This window comes from Brenneria izbisi (assembly GCF_025840185.1).
In the GTDB taxonomy this organism is placed as follows: domain Bacteria; phylum Pseudomonadota; class Gammaproteobacteria; order Enterobacterales; family Enterobacteriaceae; genus Brenneria; species Brenneria izbisi.
The window spans coordinates 119,691-138,554 of record NZ_JAMPJU010000005.1; the positions used below are offsets into that span (position 1 = coordinate 119,691).

General features: G+C 56.6%; 14 protein-coding genes and 1 riboswitch. Of the genes, 7 read left to right on the forward strand and 7 right to left on the reverse strand.

Features of this window, described 5'->3' with window-relative positions; all coding sequences use genetic code 11:
* The first annotated feature begins 42 nt into the window (after nucleotides 1–42).
* Nucleotides 43–1,293 (forward strand): valine--pyruvate transaminase, encoded by a 1,251-nt coding sequence (locus NC856_RS08730; RefSeq protein ID WP_264090042.1) that lies wholly within the window; start codon nucleotides 43–45, stop codon nucleotides 1,291–1,293.
* A gap of 107 nt (nucleotides 1,294–1,400) precedes the next feature.
* Here NC856_RS08730 and NC856_RS08735 read toward each other — a convergent pair whose 3' ends face one another.
* From NC856_RS08735 to NC856_RS08755, 5 genes are all read right to left on the reverse strand, one after another.
* Nucleotides 1,401–2,693 (reverse strand): Zn-dependent hydrolase, encoded by a 1,293-nt coding sequence (locus tag NC856_RS08735; RefSeq protein ID WP_264090198.1) that lies wholly within the window; start codon nucleotides 2,691–2,693, stop codon nucleotides 1,401–1,403.
* 51 nt (nucleotides 2,694–2,744) lie between these two features.
* Nucleotides 2,745–4,196, reverse strand: a complete 1,452-nt coding sequence (gene hydA, locus NC856_RS08740; RefSeq protein WP_264090043.1) for a dihydropyrimidinase — start codon at nucleotides 4,194–4,196, stop codon at nucleotides 2,745–2,747.
* 78 nt (nucleotides 4,197–4,274) lie between these two features.
* The gene (preA, locus tag NC856_RS08745; RefSeq protein ID WP_264090044.1) at nucleotides 4,275–5,579 is read right to left on the reverse strand and encodes an NAD-dependent dihydropyrimidine dehydrogenase subunit PreA; all 1,305 of its coding nucleotides are present in this window, start codon (nucleotides 5,577–5,579) and stop codon (nucleotides 4,275–4,277) included.
* Nucleotides 5,572–6,990 carry an NAD(P)-dependent oxidoreductase gene (locus tag NC856_RS08750; protein WP_264090045.1) on the reverse strand — a complete coding sequence of 473 codons (1,419 nt, stop codon included), beginning with the start codon at nucleotides 6,988–6,990 and terminating at the stop codon, nucleotides 5,572–5,574. The genes preA and NC856_RS08750 overlap by 8 nt, the downstream gene beginning before the upstream one ends.
* 407 nt (nucleotides 6,991–7,397) lie before the next feature.
* Nucleotides 7,398–8,051, reverse strand: a complete 654-nt coding sequence (locus NC856_RS08755) for a TetR/AcrR family transcriptional regulator (protein WP_264090046.1) — start codon at nucleotides 8,049–8,051, stop codon at nucleotides 7,398–7,400.
* Between the two features lie 312 nt (nucleotides 8,052–8,363).
* Nucleotides 8,364–8,464, forward strand: a riboswitch (guanidine-I (ykkC/yxkD leader).
* Nucleotides 8,465–8,529: 65 nt separating this feature from the next.
* On the opposite strand from NC856_RS08755, the gene NC856_RS08760 reads away from it, so the two are divergent.
* The 6 genes from NC856_RS08760 to uca all read left to right on the forward strand — a co-directional run bounded on the left by NC856_RS08760 (nucleotide 8,530) and on the right by uca (nucleotide 16,334).
* Entirely contained in the window at nucleotides 8,530–9,588 is a 1,059-nt protein-coding gene (locus NC856_RS08760; protein WP_264090047.1) for a putative urea ABC transporter substrate-binding protein, read from the forward strand.
* A gap of 18 nt (nucleotides 9,589–9,606) precedes the next feature.
* A complete protein-coding gene (locus tag NC856_RS08765; protein ID WP_264090048.1) occupies nucleotides 9,607–10,422 on the forward strand; it encodes an ABC transporter permease in 816 nt (271 codons plus the stop codon).
* Nucleotides 10,419–11,207: an ABC transporter ATP-binding protein gene (locus NC856_RS08770; protein ID WP_264090049.1), complete on the forward strand. Its 789-nt coding sequence runs from the start codon at nucleotides 10,419–10,421 to the stop codon at nucleotides 11,205–11,207. The genes NC856_RS08765 and NC856_RS08770 overlap by 4 nt, the downstream gene beginning before the upstream one ends.
* 11 nt (nucleotides 11,208–11,218) lie before the next feature.
* Nucleotides 11,219–11,947, forward strand: coding sequence for an urea amidolyase associated protein UAAP1 (locus tag NC856_RS08775; RefSeq protein ID WP_264090050.1), 729 nt, complete (start codon nucleotides 11,219–11,221; stop codon nucleotides 11,945–11,947).
* Between the two features lie 11 nt (nucleotides 11,948–11,958).
* Nucleotides 11,959–12,594, forward strand: a complete 636-nt coding sequence (locus tag NC856_RS08780; protein ID WP_264090051.1) for an urea amidolyase associated protein UAAP2 — start codon at nucleotides 11,959–11,961, stop codon at nucleotides 12,592–12,594.
* Nucleotides 12,595–12,734: 140 nt separating this feature from the next.
* Nucleotides 12,735–16,334: an urea carboxylase gene (uca, locus tag NC856_RS08785; RefSeq protein WP_264090052.1), complete on the forward strand. Its 3,600-nt coding sequence runs from the start codon at nucleotides 12,735–12,737 to the stop codon at nucleotides 16,332–16,334.
* 120 nt (nucleotides 16,335–16,454) lie between these two features.
* Here uca and NC856_RS08790 read toward each other — a convergent pair whose 3' ends face one another.
* Both NC856_RS08790 and NC856_RS08795 read right to left on the reverse strand, forming a co-directional pair.
* Entirely contained in the window at nucleotides 16,455–16,907 is a 453-nt protein-coding gene (locus tag NC856_RS08790; RefSeq protein ID WP_264090053.1) for a DUF6392 family protein, read from the reverse strand.
* Nucleotides 16,904–18,712, reverse strand: coding sequence for an S-type pyocin domain-containing protein (locus NC856_RS08795; RefSeq protein WP_264090054.1), 1,809 nt, complete (start codon nucleotides 18,710–18,712; stop codon nucleotides 16,904–16,906). Before NC856_RS08795 ends, NC856_RS08790 begins: the two co-directional genes overlap by 4 nt.
* Nucleotides 18,713–18,864 lie beyond the last annotated feature (152 nt).

Sequence of the window (18,864 nt, forward strand, 5' to 3'; positions counted from 1 at the left end):
ATGGTTGCCACTTACCCATGTATGAACACTTACTGACAAACTATGAACTTTTCTCTTTTCGGCAACAAATTCACCCGTCATGCAGGCATCACCCAGCTTATGGACGATCTGAACGAGGGACTTCGCACGCCGGGAGCCATCATGCTGGGGGGCGGCAATCCGGCGCATATTCCGGCGATGGATACCTATTTCCAGCAACTCTGTCAGGAGATGCTGGAGCAGGGGAAACTGACCGAGGCGCTGTGCAATTACGATGGCCCGCAGGGAAAAGATACGCTGCTCCGCACCCTGGCTGACCTGCTGCGGGATGAATTAGGCTGGCAGATTGGACCACAGAATATTGCTCTAACAAATGGCAGTCAGAGTGCTTTTTTCTACTTATTTAATCTGTTTGCCGGTCGTCACACCGATGGCAGTTTGAAAAAAGTACTGTTTCCGCTGGCCCCGGAATATATCGGTTACAGCGATTCCGGGCTGGATGAAAACATGTTTGTGTCCGTGCGTCCGCAAATCGAGTTGTTACCGGAAGGGCAATTCAAGTATCACGTGGATTTTGATCACCTGTCGATCACCGAGGATATCGGGCTTATCTGCGTTTCACGCCCAACCAACCCGACCGGCAACGTACTGACGGATGACGAACTGATGCACCTTGATATTCTGGCGCAACAGCACAATGTTCCGTTGCTGATCGACAATGCCTACGGGGTGCCGTTCCCTGGCATTATTTTCAGCGATGCCACGCCGCTGTGGAACCCCAACATCATCCTGTGTATGAGCTTGTCCAAACTGGGGCTGCCCGGTTCACGCTGCGGCATTGTCATTGCCGATGAAAAGGTCATTTCCGCCATTGGCAACATGAACGGCATCATCAGCCTGTCGCCAGGGGCGATTGGACCGGCGCTGGCGCAGGAAATGATCCAGCGCGGCGATTTGTTGCGGCTGTCCAACGAGGTGATTCGTCCGTTTTATCAGCGACGCGTCGGCGAAACTATCGCCCTCATTCGGCGTTACCTTTCCCCCGAACAGTGTCTGATTCATAAACCAGAAGGGGCGATTTTCCTCTGGCTGTGGTTCAAAGACCTGCCTATCACCACGGAATTGCTGTATCAGCGGTTGAAGAAACGCGGCGTACTGATGGTGCCGGGCCACTATTTCTTCCCCGGCCTGGAACAGGACTGGCCGCACGCCCATCAATGCCTGCGGATGAATTACGTGCCGGAGCCCGACAAAATCGAGCGCGGGATTGCGATTCTGGCGGAGGAAATCGACAAGGCGATGGCGCACGGGTAAGCGTGCGGAATACTTTCTGCACGAGGTAACGTCATCATATTTGTTTGGTGCGCAACGTATTTGCGCACCAAACCGCCTCTCACCTCTACTTCTTACTTCTACTTCTTCTACTGCGCCCCTCTCCCCGCCACACCCGCGGTTTCCATCACCGCATGCAGCAAGACATTGGCCCCGGCGGTGACATGCTCCGGCGAGGCATACTCGATTTCGTTGTGGCTGATGCCGTCCTTGCACGGGATAAAAATCATCCCCGTCGGCGCCAGTTCAGCAACGTACACGGCATCATGTCCCGCGCCGGAAACGATATCGATATTGGAATAGCCCAGCAGATTGGCGGCCCGCCGCACTGCGTCTTTGCATTCGGGATGGAAGGGCGCGGCACGATACTGAGAAACCTGCGTCAATTGAATATCCAGCCCGGTTTCCGCCGCCACAGACTGGATATACGCTTTCAACGCGGCATCCATTTCATCCACCAGCGCATCGGTAAGATTGCGTAAATCGATGGAGAATTTCACGCTGCCCGGCACGACATTACGGCTGTTCGGATGTACCTGCACCATCCCCACCGTGCCGCGTCCATGAGGAGCAAAGCGGTCGGCAATGGCAATCACCGCCTGCATAATGCGGGTGGAAACCTGCAATGCGTCTTTACGCAGCGCCATCGGCGTTGGACCGGCATGGGATTCCATCCCCGTCACCACGCAGTCATACCAGCGGATACCCAGCACCGCCTGCACCACGCCGATGGTAATATCCTGATCTTCCAGTATCGGCCCTTGTTCGATATGTGCTTCAAAATACGCGCCAATCGGATGGTCGCCAGGAGTTTGCGGTCCGGCGTAGCCGATTTTCGTCAGTTCGTCCCCCACGCTTTTGCCATCCACATCCAGCGCGGCATACGCCTGCTCCAGCGAGAATACGCCCGCAAATACGCCGGAGCCCATCATTACCGGGACGAAACGAGAGCCCTCTTCGTTGGTCCAGAACACCATCTCCACCGGCGCTTCGGTTTCTATCCGCTGATCATTCAACGTGCGGATCACTTCCAGCGCCGCCAGTACGCCAAAATTGCCGTCAAACTTGCCGCCGGTCGGCTGCGTATCGATGTGGCTTCCCGCCACTACCGGCGGCAGCGCATTATTGCGGCCGGGACGACGCATAAACACATTGCCGATCTTATCAATCTCGACCGACAACCCGGCAGCCTTGCCCCAGTTCACAACCAAATCCCGTCCCTGGCGATCCAAATCCGTCAGCGTCAACCGGCATACGCCGCCTTTAGGCGTCGCGCCGATAACAGCCAGATCCATCAGCGACTGCCACAGACGTTCGCCATTGACACGTAGATCGGTAATATCAGTCCCTTTTTTCGTTGCCGATAACACTTCACTATTCATCTCACTATTCATCGCGGTTTTCCTCTTGAATGGAACGCGGTCACAGACAGGTCAGCGCAGGACGGCCCTGGGCGCCAGCAAACGCTCGCGCAGCGCGTTGGCTTTGAAATCCGGGCCAAAGGCCGGACGTTTGATATAGCGTCCGGCGCCTTCCTGCGCACGCAGGTCGCCATCCGCCCACACTACCACGCCATGACTGACGGTATAGGTCGGGATGCCGCGCACGGTGCGGCCTTCAAAGACATTGAAGTCATTTTTCGAGTGGTGCGTCTTCGCCGATATCGTCTTGCTGCCCTCAGGATCCCACACCACCAGATCGGCGTCGGCGCCGACGCAAACGCGGCCTTTGCGCGGATAAATATTGAACAGGCGAGCGGTATTGGCCGAAGTAATGGCGACAAACTCGCTGGGCGTCAGGCGACCGGTATTCACACCCGCATCCCAGATAACCGACAACCGTTCTTCAACGCCGCCGCAACCATTGGGGATCTTGGTAAAATTATCTTTGCCCGCCGCTTTCTGGCTGGCGCAGAAAGTACAGTGATCGGTCGCCGTGGTGTGCAACTGGCCGGATTGCAGCCCGCGCCACAGCGCTTCCTGATGCGCTTTAGGGCGAAACGGCGGGCTCATGACATGCGCGGCGGCCTGATTGAAATCAGGATGACGATACACGCTGTCATCCACCACCAGATGTCCGGCCAACACTTCCCCATAGACGCGCTGACCACGCGCACGGGCGCGCGCAATCGCGTCAGCCGATTCCATGCAGGAAACATGCACGACATAAATGGGCACGCCCAGAACGTTGGCAATGGAAATCGCGCGGCTGGCCGCCTCCCCTTCCACTTCCGGCGGACGCGACAACGGATGGCCTTCCGGCCCGGTAATGCCGCGCTTCATCATTTCCTGTTGCAGCAGATAAACCATTTCCCCGTTTTCCGCATGTACCGTGGGCATGGCCCCCAGTTCCAGCGAGCGGCGAAAACTGTTCATCAATGTTTCATCGTCACACATGATGGCATTTTTATAGGCCATAAAGTGCTTGAAGCTGTTGACGCCTTCTTCCTGCACCAGCGTCCCCATATCCCGATGGACGCTTTCATCCCACCAGGTAATGGCGACATGAAAGCTGTAATCCGCGGCGGCTTTTTCCGCCCAGCCGCGCCAGTCCCGGTATGCTTCCATCAGGGGTTGCTGCGGATTGGGAATAACAAAATCGATAATCGTCGTGGTGCCGCCCGCCAGCCCAGCAGCGGTGCCGCTGTAGAAATCATCTACCGTGACGGTGCCCATAAACGGAAAGTTCATGTGGGTGTGGGGATCGATCCCCCCCGGCATCACATACTGACCGCCCGCATCAATCACCTCGGCATCCGCTGGCGCCTGTCGCGCGGCATCCTCGCCCACCGCGACGATGATGCCGTCCGCGCACAATACATCGGCAAGAAACATCCGATCGGCGTTGACGACCGTACCGCCTTTGATTAACAGGTTATGACTCATCATTTTCCCCCTCATTTTGCTGATCATGGCCGTTGAACAGCCCGATGTGGCGTGGGTATCAAGCAACGATCAGATCGTTCAGGCCGTGGTCGCCATTGGATTATTCGGGTGCGTCGTCCAGTTGGCGTATTCTCCGCTCACGGTTTTGCCGGTACGCAAATCCACTTCTCCCGGTTGCAGGCTGCGCATGGAAATGCAGTTTTCCACCGGACAAATGGAGACGCACAGATTACAGCCGACGCAATCCTCCTCCTTCACCTCGTAATGTCGCTCGCCATTTTTTACGCTGGTAATGGCCTGATGCGAGGTATCTTCACAGGCCAGATGACAGCGTCCGCATTTAATGCACTGCGACTGGTCGATAACCGCCTTGTCGATGTGATTGAGGTTGAGGTAGCGCCAGTCCGTTACCGAGCCGACGGCACGGCCACGGAAATCGTCCAGCGTGCGGTAACCCTGTTCGTCCATAAAATTGGCCAGGCCGCTGACCATATCGCGCACAATCTGGAAGCCATGCACCATCACCGCGGTACAGACCTGTACCGTGCCGCAGCCCAGCGCGATAAATTCGGCAGCGTCGCGCCAGGTGGCGATCCCGCCGATACCGGACATCGGCAAGCCGCGCGTCAACGCATCACGCGCAATTTCTGCCACCATATTCAAGGCGATAGGCTTGACCGCAGGACCACAATAACCCCCATGCGAACCTTTGCCGCCGGTATTGGGATGAATGCTCATCTGCTCCAGATCTACGCCCATCACCGAGTTGATGGTGTTAATCAACGACACCGCATCACCGCCGCCGTGCAACGCGGCGCGCGCCGGATAGCGGATATCATTGACATTGGGCGTGAGTTTGACGATCACCGGCAGGCGACAATACTGTTTGCACCAGCGGGTGACCATTTCGATGTACTCCGGCACCTGCCCCACTGCCGCGCCCATGCCGCGTTCGCTCATGCCATGCGGACAACCAAAGTTAAGTTCAATGCCGTCGGCGCCGGTTTGTTCCACCAGCGGCAGAATGAATTTCCAGGCATCTTCCTCGCAAGGCACCATGATCGACACAATCATGGCCCGATCAGGCCAGTTGCGCTTCACGCGAGCGATTTCTTCCAGATTGGTATCCAATGAACGATCGGTAATCAGTTCGATGTTATTCAGGCCGATAATGCGCCGATCCGTGGTGCGCAGGGTGCTGTAGCGCGGCCCATTGACGTTGACCACATGCGGATCCTGTCCCAGCGTTTTCCAGACTACCCCGCCCCAGCCCGCTTCAAAAGCTCGCACGACGTTGTACTCTTTATCGGTCGGCGGCGCGGAAGCCAGCCAGAAAGGATTGGGACTTTTGATACCCAAAAAGTTACTGCTGAGATCAGCCATGTTGATACTCCCGCGAGTTCATTGATGGTTTGCCGGACAGCGCTTGATGGGCTTCAGGACGCAGTATCGCGTCGATGGACTTTGCCGCCGCTTTACCCTGTCGCACCGCATCGACCGTCAGATCCAAGCCGTCCGCGCAACAATCGCCGCCCGCCCACACCCCGGCCAGCGAGGTGCGTCCCTGTTCATCCGTCGCGATACGGCCCGCTTTGAGGATGATCGACGCCCCGGTCAGGCTGGCGTCATAGGTCTGCCCAATCGCTTTCAGCACCATATCGGCAGGCAGGGTGAAGGTTTCACCGGTTGCCGTCAGCGCGCCGGACTGCAACTGCATCATCATGAACGACACCGCTTTTACTTTGCCGTTCTCCCCTTCAATCGCTTGCGGAGCCGCCCAATGGCGGATAGCGACGCCGTTGGTTTTCGCCCATGCCTGCTCGTATGGCGAGGCTTTCATGTCCTGTTCGCCACGGCGATAGACCATCGTGACCTCGCGCGCACCCAGCTTTTTCGCCTGCACCGCGGCGTCCACGGCGGTCATGCCGCCGCCGATGACCACCACGTTACGCCCGATGGCGACCGCGCCGGGATGCGCGGCCTGACGCAACTGAGCGATAAAATCCACCGCTTCGCGCACGCCCTCCAGCGGCGTTTCTTCCACGCCAAGCGCATTCACGCCGCCCAGCCCCATGCCGAGAAATACCGCGTCATAATCCTGACGCAGCGCCTCCAGCGTGATGTTCTGTCCCAGACGATGGTTAAGACGCAACTCAATGCCGCCGATCGACAATAACCAGGCGATTTCACGCTGGGCGAAATCGTCGGTAGTCTTGTAGGTTGCCAGACCATACTCATTCAACCCGCCGGGTTTATCATTGGCATCGAACACCACCACGTGATGCCCGCTCTGCGCCAGGCGGTGCGCAACGGTCAGTCCCGCCGGTCCCGCCCCGACCACCGCCACTTTTTTACCAGTTGGCGTGGCGCGGTTGAACAAGGGTTGACCGGGGTTGGAGAGATAGGCGTCGGTGGCATAACGCTGCAACAGACCGATTTGCACCGGCTTGCCATCCTGCTGATTGCGCACGCAGGCTTGCTCGCACAAAGTTTCGGTCGGACACACTCGCGCGCACATACCGCCCAGCACGTTCTCGCTCAGAATGGCCTGAGCCGCGCCGCGAACATTGTCCTGCGCGATGCGATGAATAAAGCTCGGCACGTCAATGTCCGCCGGACAGGAATGGGTACAGGGGGCGTCATAGCAGTAATAGCAACGCTCGGATTCGATCACGGCCTGAATTTTGCTGAGCGGCGCGGCGCTATCGCTAAAGTTATCGGCATATTCCGCGTCACTGAGTCGGCCAGCCTGAATACCCGGCGCATCAAGGCCGACTGGCAATAAAGTTTTCATGCGGCGTACTCCTGTGGCTGGATACAATCAAGGTCACGAGGGCAGCGCATCGGTAACTCGCGCCATAATCTGCCGATACGGTTTTGCTGTCGATGGCTCATGGTGATTCTCCCGCTAACGTCGGATGAAGGGAAAGGCCGGCGGCGCCACACCCTGCGTAAAATCTTGACCGAATGGTTAAGTTTTCCAATCCAACCATGCGATTTATGTGCCATTTCTTCAGAAACGATCAATAACCCCAAAAACAAGGCGTTATCTGGTCATAACTTTTCACGATGACGGATTTTATGGATCGTTTCGGTGCAAACTACTCCACTATTGACGAAGATTGCGCCAACAAGGGGAGCATCAATCAGGAAGGGCGCGCAACACGCGTTTAATACCGGGGGCAAAGCGGGAAGAATCGATTAAGGGTTCAATGCGTCCTCAAGGCCGCACATTCTGAACACGCTGGTCAACACATGGTTCATCGCACGCTGGCGCGCCCAGGGTTCATCAGCCTCGTTGCCCAGCACCGCGGCGATCTGAATATCAAAATCCGCGTAAGTCTGCGTAATGGCCCAGATGGAGAAAAACAGATGTTTACTGTCCAGGGACGCCAGCAGCCCCTGTTCGACCCAGCCATCAATGACCGCCGCTTTACTGTCAACCAGATCATGGAGTTGTGTACGCAGCAGGTCATGCACCATCGGCGCGCCTTGCAGCAATTCATTGGCAAACAGCTTCGAAGCGTGGGGACGTTCAAAGGTTAACGTCATCTTTTCCCGTACATATTGTGCAATCGCCGTGCGGGGATCGGCCTGCGGCTGAAAATGTTCCAATGGCGCCAGCCAGTCATGCAGAATACCGTCCAACACGCGCAAATAAAGATTTTGCTTATTGCCAAAATAGTAATGCAGGTTCGGTTTAGGCAAAGCGGCTTCTTCAGCAATCAGCGCCATCGTGGTGCCTTTAAAACCAAAGCGGGCAAACACGCGCTCCGCCGCCAGCAGGATAATCGCTTCATTATCCAGCCGGATACGGCCTTTTACCGCTTCATCGGCCAGCGTTTGTTTTAGCATCTGCAACTCCTTTCCAACCATTCATACCACTCTACCTGAATTATGCGGTGCAAGACATACGCCAAAATCGACAAAAAAGTCGCGCAGCCACTGCCCATCGCCATCAGTCCGGGCGGTGCCGATAGATGACACGCGCTGAGCCGGGGAGCATGCTCTCTTTTTGGGCATACGCAGGTTTTATCGCACCCTTTTTGTCGTTTTTTCTGCGGCAAAAAAAACTAACCCATTGTTTTTATTTTATTTATAGATTGGTATACATTTTGCTTAAACTAACAAACAGGGCAGCACAGTACTAACGCGTCTGAGCGCACTACAATAGCTGGCTAGGGTTCCGGTTCACCGCGGGTGAACGACTGGTCCGAGAGCTAGCGACCTCCAGTGAGGTTACACGGCGGGATAAAAGCCCGGGAGACAGCAAACCTAACCCCATAGGTATTTTGCTGCTCCTGCACCCGTAAACCTGACTGGAGATACACTGATGAGAAAACCTGGACTATCCGGCCTTCTGGCTGTCTGCCTCCTCACGCTACTGAGTTTTTCCACCCACGCTGAAACCAAAAAGCGCTTTAACGTTTGCTGGACGATTTATGCCGGTTGGATGCCGTGGGGCTATGCCAGCAGTGAAGGCATTATCGACAAGTGGGCAAAAAAATACGGTATCGATATCGAGGTCACGCAGCTTAACGACTATGTTGAGTCGATCAATCAGTACAGCGCAGGTCAGTTCGATGGCTGCACTATGACCAACATGGATGCGCTGACCATGCCTGCGGCGGGGGGCGTCGATACCACCGCGTTGCTCGCAGGCAGCTTTTCCGATGGCAACGACGGCATCGTCATGAAAGGCGAGAATAAAACGCTCGCCGATCTGAAAGGCGTCAGCGTCAACCTGCCTGAACTGTCCGTTTCTCACTATTTGCTGGTGCGCGGGCTGGAAAAAACCGGGCTAGCGGAGAAAGATATCCGCGTGGTGAATACCTCTGACGCCGATATCGTCGCCGCGTTCAATACGCGCGGCGTCCAGGCCGCGGGCGCCTGGAACCCGCAGCTTTCCGCCATCAAAGCCACGCCCGGCGTCACGGAAGTGTTCAGTTCCAGCCAGATCCCCGGCGAAATTATCGATCTGATGGTCGTCAATAGCCAAACGCTCAGGGATAATCCGGCGCTGGGCAAAGCGCTGACCGGCGCCTGGTTTGAGATGATGGCGATGATGAAAGCGGGCGATAAGGCCGCGCTGGAATCGATGGCGAACGCTTCAGGCACCGATCTGGCCAGCTATCAGGCGCAGATCAAAACCACCCACCTGTTCTACTCTCCCGATGACGCTGTGCGCTTTATGACCAGCGCCGACTTGCCGAAAACCATGCAACGAGTAGCGAATTTCTCTTTTGAAAAAGGGCTGCTCGGCGAAGGGGCGCGTAGCGCGGATACCGTGGGAATGGCTTTTCCCGGCGAGGTGATTATCGGCGACAAAAACAACGTGATGCTGCGCTTCGACGCCACTTTTGCGCAAATGGCCGCCAACGGGCGGCTTTAATCACCGCGGGGAATGACCATGCGTTTCATCAATCGTCATCCGGGCCGCGGCGGGCGGCTGCTCCTTACCCTGCTGCCGTTTTTACTGCTGCTCGCCGTCTATTTCATCAGTTCAACCAGCCGTCTGGCGGATAATCCCGCCGACAAACTGTTGCCCAGCGCGGCACAGATGATCGAGGCGGTAGAACGTGTCGCGTTTACCCCGGACAAACGCAGCGGCGAGTATGTGCTGTGGGCTGATACCGCCGCCAGCCTGAGTCGGCTGGCGATTGGCCTGGGCATTTCCTCGCTGGCGGGGTTGTGCCTCGGCATTGCCGCCGGGGTATTTCCGCTGTTCAGAGCCTCGCTATCGCCGCTGATGACCGTGTTGTCGATGATCCCGCCGCTGGCGATCCTGCCGATCCTGTTTATCGTTTTCGGCCTGGATGAGTTGTCAAAAGTGATGCTGATCGTCATCGGCATCACGCCGGTGCTGGCGCGCGATCTCGAACAACGCGCCAGGGAAATTCCGCCCGAACTGCTGATCAAGGCGCAAACGCTGGGCGCGAACAGTTGGACGCTGGTGCTCAGGGTGGTACTGCCCCAGCTACTGTCGCGGCTGCTGGTTTCGCTGCGTCTGATGCTGGGTGCCGCCTGGCTGTTCCTGATCTCCGCCGAAGCCATCTCCGCTACCGCCGGGCTGGGCTATCGCATCTTTCTGGTGCGCCGCTATATGGCGATGGACGTGATCCTGCCTTATGTGGTGTGGATTACGCTGCTGGCCTGGTTGATGGATTACGCATTGAGACGTCTCAATCGCTGCTTTTTTCCCTGGTCGGCGGGGGAAAAAGCATGAGTTTTATTCAAATCAACAATATCTGGCAGGAATATGGCGACCATGTGGTGCTGGAACGATTGAACCTGTCCATTGAGGAAGGGGAATTTTGCACCATGGTCGGCGCATCCGGCTGCGGCAAGTCGACATTTTTGCGCTTGCTGTTGGGGCAGGAAAAACCGAGCCGGGGCAACCTGCTGCTGGAAGGCAAACCGCTGGCGGATGAGCCCGATGCCAGCCGGGGCGTGGTGTTTCAGCGTTATTCCGTCTTCCCGCATCTCAGCGTACTGGACAATGTGGTCATCGGCCCGGAGTTGCGGTATGCGCGCTTCACGGGCCGTTTCTTCGGACGCCGCCAACGGCAGGCCAGAGAAAAGGCAACACATATGTTGCAGCGGGTAGGACTGGGCCACGCGCTGGACAAATACCCCGGTCAGTTGTCCGGCGGCATGCAACAGCGTCTGGCGATTGCGCAGGCGTTCATTATGTGTCCGCGCATTCTGCTGTTGGACGAACCGTTCGGCGCGCTCGATCCCGGCATACGCAAAGATATGCATCAACTGTTGCTGGAACTCTGGCAGGAAACCCGGCTGACCGCCTTTATGGTCACCCACGATCTGTCGGAAGGCTTCAATCTCGGCACCCGACTGCTGGTATTCGACAAAGTGCGCCTCGATCCTCAGGCGCCGAACGCCTATGGCGCGCGCGTGACCTATGACATTCCCCTGAACGCCGATCGCCGCGCCGCACGCCGTGCGCTCGACGTGTTGCCGCCGCACATCGCCCCGGCGACCGCTCATCAATAAGGATTTTACCCATGACCAACCCATTACTTTTACAGTCCGCTTTATATGAAGAACTCGTCCCTGGCGGCGGACATACCTCGTTTGTTCTGCGGCGCGGACAACTGCTGCGCATCACGGATATTGAAGGCGACGCCAATGTCAGCCTGATGTTGCTGAACGCGGCGCAGCCCAGCGAGCGGCTCAATCTGCCCGATACCCTGAAAGGCCAGCACACGGCCAAACTGACGGCGGGCCACTGTCTGTATTCGGATATGGGCCGGGTTCTGGCGGCCATCACCGCCGATACCTGCGGCTGGCACGACAGTTTTGGCGGTGTGCTCAACGCCGACGAAGTCGCGGAGAAATACGGTCAGGGACGTTATCAGGAACAGCGCAACGCTTTCCACCGCAACGGTGTGGATAACCTGCTGGTGGAGATGGGTAAGTGGAACCTGAACCTGCAAGATCTGCTGATGGTCGTCAACCTGTTCAGCAAGGTGACGGTGGATGAAACCGGCGGCTTCCACTTTCAGCCGGGTAATGCCAAAGCGGGAGACTACATCGAGCTCTACGCGCCGATGGATACGCTGGCGATCCTCACCGCGCTACAGCATCCGATGGATCCTAATCCGCGCTATGCCCCCAAACCCGTGCAACTGAATTGGTTCCAGCCCAATCACGACGGCGTCGCCGAACGTTGCCGACATTTCCGTGCGGAAAACGCCCGCGCGTTTCATAACACCGAACGCCAATATCTTTGAGGGACAATGCAATGAACCTAACCACCAGCCACCATCAGCCTGAACAGGCGCTGTTCCGTCATGTGATCCCGGCGGGCGAACCCTATCTGTTTGAGGTTAAAAAAGGACAAACGCTGCGCTTGCTCGATCTGGAAGGCAATCAGGCGGTCGATACGCTGTTTTACGCGACCGCCAACCCGCGCGAACGTTACGATCCGCAGCGTACTCTGCGCCGCCAGAACAACGTCTACCTGACCACCGGCAGCGTGCTCTATTCCAATCTCGGCAATCCGTTGCTGACCATTGTCGCCGACACCTGCGGTCGCCACGATACGCTTGGCGGCGCCTGCGCCCAGGAGAGCAACACCGTGCGTTATGCGCGGGACACGCGCTATATGCACAGTTGCCGCGATAACTTCCTGTGCGCCTGCCTGCATGATGGCCGTCTGGACAAAAAAGATATCGGCGCCAACATCAATTTTTTCATGAATGTGCCGGTCACCCCCGATGGCGGTCTGACATTTGAAGACGGCATCTCGGCGCCGGGAAAGTATGTGGAACTGCGGGCGGAGACGGACGTCATCGTGCTGATTTCCAATTGCCCCCAACTCAATAACCCGTGCAACGGCTGGAACCCGACGCCTGCGGAAGTGTTGATATGGTCATAACGCCGCGGCGCTCCGTCTCACTGTCGGATAACGTCGATTGCTAACGCAACGGGTCGCGGATAGGCGATCCCCCGCCATGGACGACCGTGGCGCAGCATAGCCAGAGCAGGACGACCTGCTCATCTCCGAGAGCGCTTCACATGTTTGAAAACGTCCTGATTGCCAATCGCGGCGCGATTGCCTGTCGTATTTTACGCACCCTGCACGATCTCAATGTTCAGGGGATAGCGGTCTATTCAGAAGCCGATATCGCCAGCCTGCATGTGCAGCAGGCCGACATCGCGGTCAGTCTGGGAGACGGCGGCGCGGCGCAAACCTACCTGATGGTGGATAAGATCCTCGCCATCGCCGCAGAGACCGGGGCCAACGCCATTCACCCCGGCTACGGTTTTCTGTCGGAAAACGCCGCGTTCGCCGAAGCCTGTGAAGCCGCCGGTATCGCCTTTATCGGCCCCACGCCGCAACAACTACGAGTATTCGGGCTTAAACACACCGCACGCGCGCTGGCGAAAGCGCGCCACATCCCGATGCTGGCAGGTTCGGCATTGCTGGAAGATGTGGACGCCGCATTGACGGCGGCAAATCGCATCGGCTATCCGGTGATGCTGAAAAGTACCGCGGGCGGCGGCGGCATCGGCATGCGCGTGTGTTGGTCCGCTGACGAGTTGGCGGAGGCTTTCGAGATCGTTCGCCGTTTGGGACAGAACAATTTCAGCGATGCCGGGGTGTTCGTCGAAAAATACATTGAGCGCGCACGTCATCTGGAGGTACAGATCTTTGGCGACGGCCACGGCGAGGTGCTGGCTCTGGGAGTGCGTGACTGCTCCGTGCAGCGGCGTAACCAGAAAGTGCTGGAAGAAACGCCGGCGCCCAACCTGCCGCCGGGGATGGATCAGGCGCTGTGCGATGCGGCGGTTACGCTGGCTAAAGCGGTCAATTACCGCAGTGCGGGCACTGTTGAATTTGTCTACGATAGTCAGGCGGCGCGTTTTTATTTCCTTGAGGTCAATACTCGTTTACAGGTTGAGCACGGCGTGACGGAACAGGTGTGGGGCGTGGATCTGGTGCGCTGGATGCTGGAGCTGGCCGCGGGCGAATTGCCGCCGCTGGCGGTGCTGGCGCAGGATTTATCGCCGCGGGGCCATGCGATCCAGGCGCGCCTGTACGCCGAAGATCCGGGACGCCAATTTCAACCCAGTCCGGGGTTGCTAACGGCGGTGAGTTTCCCTCCCGCCACGGATAACGCACTACGCATCGATACCTGGGTCGAGGCGGGCAGCGAAATTCCCCCTTATTTCGACCCGATGATCGCCAAACTGATCGCCTGGGCGCCTTGTCGCCAAAACGCCCTGAGCACGCTCGATCATGCGCTGGCCGATACCGTGTTGTACGGGGTGGAAACCAACCGCGATTATCTGCGTCAAATCATCGCCGACACGCCGTTTGCCAGCGGCTTGCCCTGGACGCGCTGTCTGGAAACGCTGGTTTATCAGGCCAATACGTTCGAAGTCATGACCGCGGGCACGCAAACCACGATACAGGATTATCCCGGTCGCCTCGGTTACTGGGCGGTCGGGGTGCCACCCTCCGGGCCGATGGATAGCCGAGCGCTCTGTCTCGGCAACCGCCTGCTGGGTAACGACGACGGCAAGGCGGCGCTGGAAGTGACCATCAGCGGCCCCACTTTGCGTTTCAATACCAATGCCGTCGCCGCGGTGACCGGGGCCGAACTGCCCGTGCTATTGGACGGCCAACCGCAAGCGATGAACACCGCGTTCCCGATCCCGGCGGGCGCCACCTTGCGCCTGGGCGCCCTGACGGGCGCAGGCGCCCGCAGCTATCTGTGTTTACGGGGCGGTATTCAGGCGCCGGATTATCTCGGCAGTAAAAGCACCTTCACGCTGGGACAGTTCGGCGGTCATGCTGGTCGTGCGCTGCGCGCGGGCGACGTGCTGCATCTGCCTGCGTTGCAGAACCACGCCAGCGGCGCGCAATTGCCTGCCGGTTTGATCGCCTCGCTCCCCGCCGTGCGTGAGATGCGGGTAATTTATGGTCCGCACGGCGCGCCTGAATACTTCACCCCAGATTATATTGACACGTTTTTTGCCGCCGAGTGGGAAGTCCACTTCAACTCCAGCCGCACCGGAGTGCGCCTGATTGGTCCGAAACCGGCATGGACGCGGGCCAGCGGCGGCGAGGCGGGATTGCATCCTTCCAATATTCATGACAACCCGTATGCCATCGGCGCCGTTGACTTCACCGGGGATATGCCGGTGATCCTCGGCCCGGACGGGCCAAGTCTGGGAGGATTCGTCTGTCCGGTCACCGTCATCGAAGCGGATTTGTGGCAACTCGGCCAACTTAAGGCGGGCGACAAGGTACGCTTTACGCCGGTCAGCATCGCCACCGCACGGCAACTGGCGATGGCGCAAAAAACCGAATATCGCGAATTGCGCGCCGTTTGCCCGGACTGGCATCCCCAGACGCGCCAATCGCCAGTGGTCTTTGACGATGGACTGGGCAACCAGCGACTGGTGGCCCGTCTCAGCGGCGACACTTATCTGTTGCTGGAACTGGGTGAACCAGAACTCGATCTGACGCTGCGCCTGCGTGCTCATGTGCTGATGCAAATGCTTCAGACTGATGATATTGACGGCATTATCGATATCACGCCGGGGATACGTTCGCTGCAAATTCACTACCAACCGGAAACGCTGCCGCTGGCGCAATTGCTGCGCCGGGTGGCTGACGCATGGCGTAAGGTCGGTGAAAAGCAGGATTTGCGCGTGCCGTCGCGCATTGTTTATCTGCCGCTCTCCTGGGATGACCCGGCCTGCCAGTTGGCGATCCAGAAATACATGACCACTGTGCGCAAAGATGCGCCGTGGTGTCCCAGCAATCTGGAGTTTATCCGCCGTATCAATGACCTGACGGATCTGGATGACGTCCGGCATCGGGTGTTTGCCGCCAGCTATCTGGTGATGGGGCTGGGCGATGTGTATCTGGGCGCGCCCGTCGCCACCCCGTTGGACCCGCGCCATCGTCTGGTCACCACCAAATACAACCCGGCACGAACCTGGACGGCGGAAAATTCAGTGGGCATTGGCGGCGCCTATCTGTGCGTGTATGGCATGGAAGGGCCGGGCGGATATCAGTTTGTTGGCCGCACCCTGCAAATGTGGAACCGTTACCGGGAAGTGTCCGCGTTTGACGGCAAGCCTTGGTTGCTGCGCTTCTTCGACCAGATCCGCTTCTACCCGGTTTGCGCCGATGAGTTGTTGCAAATCCGCCGGGATTTCCCGCTAGGACGTTATCCGCTGCGCATCGAACACTGTGAACTGGCGCTGACCGATTATCAGGCATTTCTTGCGCATGAGGCCGACAGTATCGCCGCCTTCCGCCGCCAGCAACGCGCGGCGTTTAATGCCGAACGGCTGCGCTGGGCCGATGCCGATCAGATCCCGGTCGACCACGAGGACGCGCCCACGCAAGCTCAGGCAAGCCTCCCCTTGCAACCCGGTCAACATGGCATCGAAAGCCCGATTGCCGGTAATTTATGGCAGGTGGCGGTCGATGTCGGTTCCCGCGTCGTCCCCGGCGACACGCTGGTGGTGCTGGAGTCGATGAAGATGGAGATCCCGCTCGCCTCCCCTTGTGCGGGCGTGGTACGCGAAGTGAGGGCGCAACCGGGCTCGCCGGTCAGCGCCGGACAGTGCGTCATGGTGATTGAAGAAGTGTGATAACGGTAAGGCGACCATCCCCGCGCAAAGCTACGGCATGAAGCGGGGATACGCCAGGGCTGACGGTTTGATTGCCCAGGCTGGGCAAGTTGCAGATACATTAGAACAGTCGAAACAGCGTTAACGCTCTCGAAACGTGACTGCCGCTACCATTTCATCCATGTCATAGCGTATTTGCATCGTAATTGAAATATGAAAGCCTGTAACAGTGAATCTTTCGACCCAACCAATTTCCTGCTTCATAATCACTCTTGGTGGAATACTATTTTCTGGTTCACCAATGTTTTCATGTACCCATTGGCGTGACATGCTTTTCCGCAAGGGTGAAGGCAACTCATTGGGAAATGACCAATTTTTTACTTCATCATGCTGAATGCTCAATGTCACTTCTTTTAATATTCGACCTTCTCGAGCGAAGGCTAAATAAACACCTTCTTTAGCCATATCAAGACTGATAGTAGGTGAACCTGATGTTCCTTTAGGATCATTTTTGTATGTAATCACGCCATCATCTATCAGTTCTTTATAACTTTTTCCTAAGCTGCGTATCAAAGCTTCAACATTCACGGTCATTTGTACAATCCTTGCTCAGTATTCAGTTTGTGCATCTTCGTCCTTGCGGCCTCAAGCTGTTCCTCGGTAACACCATACTCTTTAAGGGCTGGCTTTATCGCATCAAAGTTCAGATCCAATGCTTCTCTCAGGTTCTTAGCGTCTTTAGCTATTCGATCTGGGGTATTACGTTTACCGTAAGTTTGACTAATTTTCTGATGGATTTCTTTGGGAATAACTATAGCAGCAACCAGATCTGTCAATTTACTAATCAATTTTTGATCAAGACCCGGATACTCATTTACCAAAAATGCTTCAACTGCACTTCTTGATGGCATGTGATCAGCTTCATACTTTCCTTGCCGCGAACGTCCTTTAAAATTTTTGTACAAATCCACATCCAACAAGTTTACTGGCAGCTTGCTCAAATAAATATAAATCGGCGGAAACGCATTCTCCGGGAATACCAGAATATAATCCCGAAAATCCTTCTCGTCCGGGATAGGTGTTGCAAGGATACTGGCATCACCCCTCTCTGGAATTTCAAATCCGGGTATTGCTGACGGGATAACAGGCTGCTCATCGTGCGCCGTATCCGTTGGCAATTCCATCCCCGGATTATCCGGTGTCCATAAGAGGGTTGGTCCTGTTGCGCCCTCTTCCCAGAACTCATAACGGTTATGGGGGACGTCATATTTCAACAGCCTGACACGTACTTGATCACGCCCGCTCTCCATACTGGTGTGATAGCCTACGACTTTCAGCTTGCCCGTTTCCTCATCTTCTACCCATTGATAACGAACACGACTCGGCACCGTTCCCTGTTTTTTAGCAACGTCCAGCAATCTTTCAGATGTCAGTAAGTCTTCTTTTTCACCTTTCAGATACTGCTGAATCAACGCTCCCATCAGCAAAAAACCTGGCGCCATCTGCAACTGGCCTTGCCAGACTGACGGTCCTGAAAGATGTTTCATCTGATGTGTTAGTGCTTTAGCCGCATTCTGATTAGCCTGCGCTACAGCGCCACCTGCTGCGATTGCCGAACCTGCTTGCGCTGCCGCGCTAACCATTACCAGTTGTTGAGGCGGCGGCAACATCGCGGCATCGGCTTTACCTACCAATAGGTCGAATATCGTCTTATACCACGGCTCCATGGGTGGCAACGCTGGGCGCTCAACCGTGTTGGATGATGCTCCGGTAAATGATTTAGAGAAAACAAAGGCATCGGTTTTGGCCTGCACCGGAGACGTATTTTTCTTTTTTGCCGCCTGCGCATATTGCTTCACTTCACCCGGTTTTTCTGATGATGGGGCGGCATGACCAACAGGCTTAGCGACATACACGCTCATTTCCCCAATATTGGTCTGCGGCTCTTCTTCCGTTCCCGCGTCCGTACAGCCTGCGCGACGTAAACAAGATTTTGCAAACACGGGTTCCATTGCCAGCATCGGTGTTAACGCCAACAGCGGAGAACGATTCAACACCGCCTGTTTAGCGCATTCCTGAACCGGAGATTTATAGGGCGTATCACCAATAATGACGTTGCCGCTGCCGGAGATAATCACGCCGCCGCAACTAATCCCATCACCAATGCGGGCTGCGGGTTTGCCATTGATAGAGACGGTCGACGAGCCTTCAGCAATAACGCGCGAGTGCATGCCGTGTGGTTTATCAGGACAAGGACAACCGTGAAACTGAACGGTGTCTCCTTTACGGGCGGCGGGCTGACCGTTGATGCTGACATCAGGGCTGCCTTCAATGATCGGGGTTTCCGGGAAGCAGTCATGACCACTTCCGATATCGTTAAGACGGGCGGCACCCGGCATCGTCATTCTCCTTTGACTATGGATATATCCGTTTTGATCTTACCCAGCAATAACGGACACGAGACGAAGTGACCATCATTCTCTCTTGGAGGCTGTCATCGTTCCTTATTTCAATATGATCTTATTGCATCACATAGGACTGAAGAAAAGAA

Coding starts and splice junctions, on each gene's coding strand:
- NC856_RS08730 (WP_264090042.1), top strand. CDS start 43: ATGAACTTTTCTCTTTTCGGCAACAAATTCACCCGTCATGCAGGCATC.
- NC856_RS08735 (WP_264090198.1), bottom strand. CDS start 2,693: ATGAATAGTGAAGTGTTATCGGCAACGAAAAAAGGGACTGATATTACC.
- hydA (WP_264090043.1), bottom strand. CDS start 4,196: ATGAGTCATAACCTGTTAATCAAAGGCGGTACGGTCGTCAACGCCGAT.
- preA (WP_264090044.1), bottom strand. CDS start 5,579: ATGGCTGATCTCAGCAGTAACTTTTTGGGTATCAAAAGTCCCAATCCT.
- NC856_RS08750 (WP_264090045.1), bottom strand. CDS start 6,990: ATGAAAACTTTATTGCCAGTCGGCCTTGATGCGCCGGGTATTCAGGCT.
- NC856_RS08755 (WP_264090046.1), bottom strand. CDS start 8,051: ATGCTAAAACAAACGCTGGCCGATGAAGCGGTAAAAGGCCGTATCCGG.
- NC856_RS08760 (WP_264090047.1), top strand. CDS start 8,530: ATGAGAAAACCTGGACTATCCGGCCTTCTGGCTGTCTGCCTCCTCACG.
- NC856_RS08765 (WP_264090048.1), top strand. CDS start 9,607: ATGCGTTTCATCAATCGTCATCCGGGCCGCGGCGGGCGGCTGCTCCTT.
- NC856_RS08770 (WP_264090049.1), top strand. CDS start 10,419: ATGAGTTTTATTCAAATCAACAATATCTGGCAGGAATATGGCGACCAT.
- NC856_RS08775 (WP_264090050.1), top strand. CDS start 11,219: ATGACCAACCCATTACTTTTACAGTCCGCTTTATATGAAGAACTCGTC.
- NC856_RS08780 (WP_264090051.1), top strand. CDS start 11,959: ATGAACCTAACCACCAGCCACCATCAGCCTGAACAGGCGCTGTTCCGT.
- uca (WP_264090052.1), top strand. CDS start 12,735: ATGTTTGAAAACGTCCTGATTGCCAATCGCGGCGCGATTGCCTGTCGT.
- NC856_RS08790 (WP_264090053.1), bottom strand. CDS start 16,907: ATGACCGTGAATGTTGAAGCTTTGATACGCAGCTTAGGAAAAAGTTAT.
- NC856_RS08795 (WP_264090054.1), bottom strand. CDS start 18,712: ATGCCGGGTGCCGCCCGTCTTAACGATATCGGAAGTGGTCATGACTGC.